This window comes from Candidatus Cloacimonadota bacterium, from assembly GCA_011372345.1.
Classification (GTDB): domain Bacteria; phylum Cloacimonadota; class Cloacimonadia; order Cloacimonadales; family TCS61; genus DRTC01.
On record DRTC01000272.1, the window covers coordinates 1 to 4441 of the forward strand.

Sequence of the window (4441 nt, forward strand, 5' to 3'; positions counted from 1 at the left end):
ATACTTTTAACTCTTTTTTCGTCAATAAAATTATCGTATTTGAGTTGTTTTTTTATATGCCAAAAACACATTCTTCAGCAACATCGCTGTTGTAATTGAACCAATCCCTCCAGGAACAGGTGTGATCGCAGATGCTTTATCAAAACAAGCATCATAATCGACATCTCCCACATATTTTATTCCTTTTTCAGGATCGGAAATCTGGTTTACACCGACATCGATGATTACACAATTTTCTTGAATCATTTCCGGTTTTACAAATAGAGGTTTTCCGATAGCAGCAATCAGAATATCTGCTCTTTTTGTAACATCAATCAAATCAATTGTTTTGCTATGACAAACTGTGACCGTTGCATTTCCTGTTTTATTCTTCATCAGTAACAGGTTTGCCAAAGGTTTTCCAACAATATTACTTCTTCCGAGAATCACGACATTTTTCCCGGCAGTTTCTATCCCATAAAACCTTAACATTTCGACAACCGCTGCCGGAGTGCAGGGAATAAAACCTTCATTTTCCAGAAGCAGATTACCAAGATTGAACGGATGAAAAGCATCGACATCTTTTTCAGGATTTATTTTAATATTGATTTTCGATTCATCAAGATGTTCCGGTAAGGGTTTCTGGATCATGATCCCATGTATTTCATTATCATTATTGATCTTTTCGAGAGAATTCAGCAGCTCCATTTGAGAAACATATCTGGGAAAAAATATGGTTTCAACTTGAATTCCTGTTTTATTACCTTTTTTTTCTAAATTATTTACATAATATTGAGCTGCAGGATCTTCTCCAACTAACAAAATAGCAAGTTTCGGTGATATTTGATACTTTTCGATCTCATTTTTCAATTTGGAATAAATCTGTTTTATGACAGGCTTTGCAGCAAGCTTTGCAGTAATCTTTTCAGTCTGTTTAATAGTCATTAAAATCCCTTTTAATTCTTTTGATGGTTAGAGCTTTTCCGGTTTCATCATCTAATTTGATGAATACAGCATTGATCTGGATTCCTGATTCTGCAACTTCGTATTTAACAGGCATCCCGGTTCTGATCTTTTTCAGGATCAGTTCTTTTTTTACTCCGATCACCGAATCATGCGGACCCGTCATCCCAACATCGGTTATGTACGCTGTCCCCTGTGGAAGAATTTCTTCATCTGCAGTCTGGATATGTGTGTGAGTTCCGATAAAGGCGCTGACCAGACCATCAAAGCAGAAACCGAGAGCTCTTTTTTCTGCCGTTGCTTCTGCATGGAAATCAATTAGAATCTTATTTGTTTTTTCCTTTAGAACAGGCAAAAGTTTTTTCAAAGCATAATATGGAGAATCTGCTATACTGAGAAAAGCCTGTCCGATCAAACTAACGATTGCCAGCTTCTGACCGTTTGCTCCTGTTTTGAGAAAATAACTGTTCCCAACCGACATTTCAGGATAATTCAAAGGTTTGAGAATTCTTTTTTCTTCTGCAAGATAATTAATGGAATCTAATTTATCCCAAATATGGTTTCCACTTGTAAAAATATCGATTCCGGCATCGAATAGTTGTCCTGCTGTTTTCTCGGTAATTCCTTTTCCTGCTGCTACATTTTCACCATTGGCAATACAAATTTCAGCATCAAATTCCTCGATCATTTCAGGGAGAGTCCTATTAATAGCAATTCTTCCCGGTTTTCCAAAAATATCTCCAAAGAAAAGAATATTCATTATTTTGCTATTGCCGATTGTCTGGTTTCTCGAATTACAGTCACTTTAACCTGTCCCGGATACTGCATCTCTTTCTCAATTTTTCCAGCTATATCGGAAGCAATATACGCAGTTTTACTATCATCGATTGAAACCGGATCTACAATAATGCGAAGCTCTCTTCCCGCCTGAATGGCAAACGATTTATTAACACCTTCGATAGAATTGGCAATGTCTTCCATTTTTTCGAGACGCTTCATGTATGATTCCAGCATTTCTCTTCTGGCGCCGGGTCTTGCTCCGGAAATCGCATCTGCCACCTGAGTTAGAACCGCATAAACACTGATGGGTTCCACTTCCTCATGATGTGATTCTATAGCGTTAATAATAATCTTACTCTCACCATTTTTCCGGGCGATGTTTGCTCCGAGGACAGCATGAGAACCATCATATTCGTGATCAATCGCTTTTCCAATATCGTGCAGGAAACCTGCTCTGCGTGCCAATTCCTGATCCAATCCCAATTCTGCTGCTAAAATTCCGCAAAGCCAAGCTGTCTCGATCGAATGTTGTAATATATTTTGACCATAACTTGTTCGATATTTCAGTCGTCCGATAATTTTTACAATATTTGCTGAAATATTATGGATATTCATTTCCATGCAGGCGTTTTCACCGATAGTAACAAGATTTTGCTCCATTTCTTTAGCAGTTTTTTCAATAACCTGTTCAATCCTGCCGGGATGTATCCTGCCGTCGAGGATCAATTTTTCCAACGACAATCGAGCAATTTCTCTCCGCACAGGATCAAATCCGGACAAAACAACTGCTTCCGGAGTGTCATCTATGATCATATCTATTCCGGAAGCTTTTTCAAATGTTCGAATATTTCTTCCTTCTCTTCCGATAATCCTGCCTTTCATATCATCATCAGGAAGCGATACAACCGAAACGATCGATTCAGAGACATGATCAACAACCATTCTCTGGATCGCAGTCGCCAGAATTCCGGCAACAATCCGGTTAGCATCAGCTTTTGCCTGGTCTGCGATCATTCTGACTTTTTTAGCAGCTTCATTCCGGGCTTTATTTTTCAGGTTATTTTTCAAGATCTGGATCGCTTCGTCTCTTGATAATCTGGCAATTTCAGAAAGTTTGGAATTTTGTTGTTCTATCAAATTTTCCAGCTTTTCTTCTTCAGTTTTTAATTTCTGTTCCTTTTGCTTTAACCTGTTTTCGATTTCCTGCAGATTATTATCTTTCTTATCTAAAACAGCTAATCTTTTATCAAGGCTGTGAACTCTCTCATTGTATTCTTTTTCCAGGGTATAAAGTTCCTTTTTGCGATCATTGATTTCATTCTCGTATTTTTTTTGAGTTTTATACCATTCTTCTTTTGCCTGTAAAATAACTTCTTTTTTCAGAGTGTCTGATTCCTGTTTAGCATCATTTATGATTTTATTTGCCAGTTCGTTGGATTTCAGGATATTCCTGTTCCCGGTAGCTTTTTTTAGGGCTATGATAAGAAATGCTAAAACAATCCCAACTGCAAAGCCAATAAAGGCGATAAATATATATGTCGTCATTATTATTCCTTTTGCGTTTTAAAAAACCCGCAGTACCGTGTATTATTGTTTTCACGAACCACGATAAAAGTGGACATCTACCTTGTTTGCTTTACAGATCCGGATCGTGTCCGGCTTATGCTCCACAAATGGCTCGACTTCCGATCATAATTTAGTTCTGAAACAAAGATAATATCACGCATACTGCAGGCTTCTATTTACCTAAATCAAGTGTAATTTGATTTAAAAGACTATCGATCTGTTCTTTTTCATTTTCGAATCTCTTATTTTTCTCAATTTCATTAAAATACATCTCCGTCATTTTAAGTGAATAAAGAACAAATAATTTATTTTGATCAATAGTATTATATTTTTTATCGAGTTCCTCCAATTGAGAGACGAGATAATTTACATATTCCTTTAATTTGTCAGGATTATCACTTTTCAGGTAATATTTTTTCCCTAAAATCTCGACTTCAATCGATCTCATCTTAATTTTATGATTTTATTTATAATTCCTGGATTTGATCTAAAACATCATCCAGTTTTGAGAGAGCATCATTGGTATTGCACTCATAGTTTTCAACTTGTTTGCGGAGAGTTCTATTCTCATTTCTTAAAAATTCAATTTCATCTTTCTGCTGATTAATAATTTTTTCCATCTCTTCGATTTTCTCTTTATTATGAGAATTTAGTTGTTTAAATTCCGTATTAGTTTTATCGAGATCATTTTTTTCTTCTAATAAAACAGCATATTTTTCTTTTATTTCATTGAAACTGGTTATAAGCTTCTGGATTTTCTCATCCAGACTTAGAATCTTTTTTTCCTGCATGATCACCTCATTTCGATATTGAATCGAGTTTGTAATTTTTTTATGATTTTTTGTATCAGTCCGTTTACAAATTCATCAGTTAATGTCTTTGTGTCGGAGCTTAAGATCAGATTAAAAGTTAAACTGCGATATCCGTTTTTAATACTTTTATCGGTATATTCATCAAAGACAATAACTTTTTTTATCAATTTCCGGTTAACCTTGAAAATTTCTTCTTTTATTTCCGCAAGTTTATACTCATTTGGAATAATAAAGGAAATATCTCGCAGAACCGGTGGATATTTTGGAATCGCATTAAATTCAGGATTTTTTTTCTTATGAAGGAAAAATATCTTATCGAGATTTATATCAAAAGCAAAGAC

The 4441-nt window shown here is 35.4% G+C and carries 6 protein-coding genes and 1 other RNA gene; all 7 read right to left on the reverse strand.

Annotation, left to right across the window (positions count from 1 at the left end; genetic code table 11):
- Positions 1-30: 30 nt before the first annotated feature.
- Entirely contained in the window at positions 31-924 is an 894-nt protein-coding gene (locus ENL20_05330; GenBank protein ID HHE37978.1) for a bifunctional 5,10-methylenetetrahydrofolate dehydrogenase/5,10-methenyltetrahydrofolate cyclohydrolase, read from the reverse strand.
- Positions 914-1702, reverse strand: coding sequence for a TIGR00282 family metallophosphoesterase (locus ENL20_05335; GenBank protein HHE37979.1), 789 nt, complete (start codon positions 1700-1702; stop codon positions 914-916). The genes ENL20_05330 and ENL20_05335 overlap by 11 nt, the downstream gene beginning before the upstream one ends.
- Positions 1702-3267 (reverse strand): ribonuclease Y, encoded by a 1566-nt coding sequence (gene rny, locus ENL20_05340; GenBank protein HHE37980.1) that lies wholly within the window; start codon positions 3265-3267, stop codon positions 1702-1704. The genes ENL20_05335 and rny overlap by 1 nt, the downstream gene beginning before the upstream one ends.
- Before the next feature lie 20 nt (positions 3268-3287).
- Positions 3288-3462: non-coding RNA, 6S RNA (gene ssrS / locus ENL20_05345), on the reverse strand.
- Positions 3461-3736 carry a cell division protein ZapA gene (locus tag ENL20_05350; GenBank protein HHE37981.1) on the reverse strand — a complete coding sequence of 92 codons (276 nt, stop codon included), beginning with the start codon at positions 3734-3736 and terminating at the stop codon, positions 3461-3463. Before ENL20_05350 ends, ssrS begins: the two co-directional genes overlap by 2 nt.
- 19 nt (positions 3737-3755) lie before the next feature.
- Positions 3756-4079 carry a hypothetical protein gene (locus ENL20_05355; GenBank protein HHE37982.1) on the reverse strand — a complete coding sequence of 108 codons (324 nt, stop codon included), beginning with the start codon at positions 4077-4079 and terminating at the stop codon, positions 3756-3758.
- Positions 4080-4081: 2 nt separating this feature from the next.
- Positions 4082-4441, reverse strand: a 360-nt coding sequence (locus ENL20_05360) for a phenylalanine--tRNA ligase subunit beta (GenBank protein ID HHE37983.1), incomplete at its 5' end; no start/stop codon positions are given.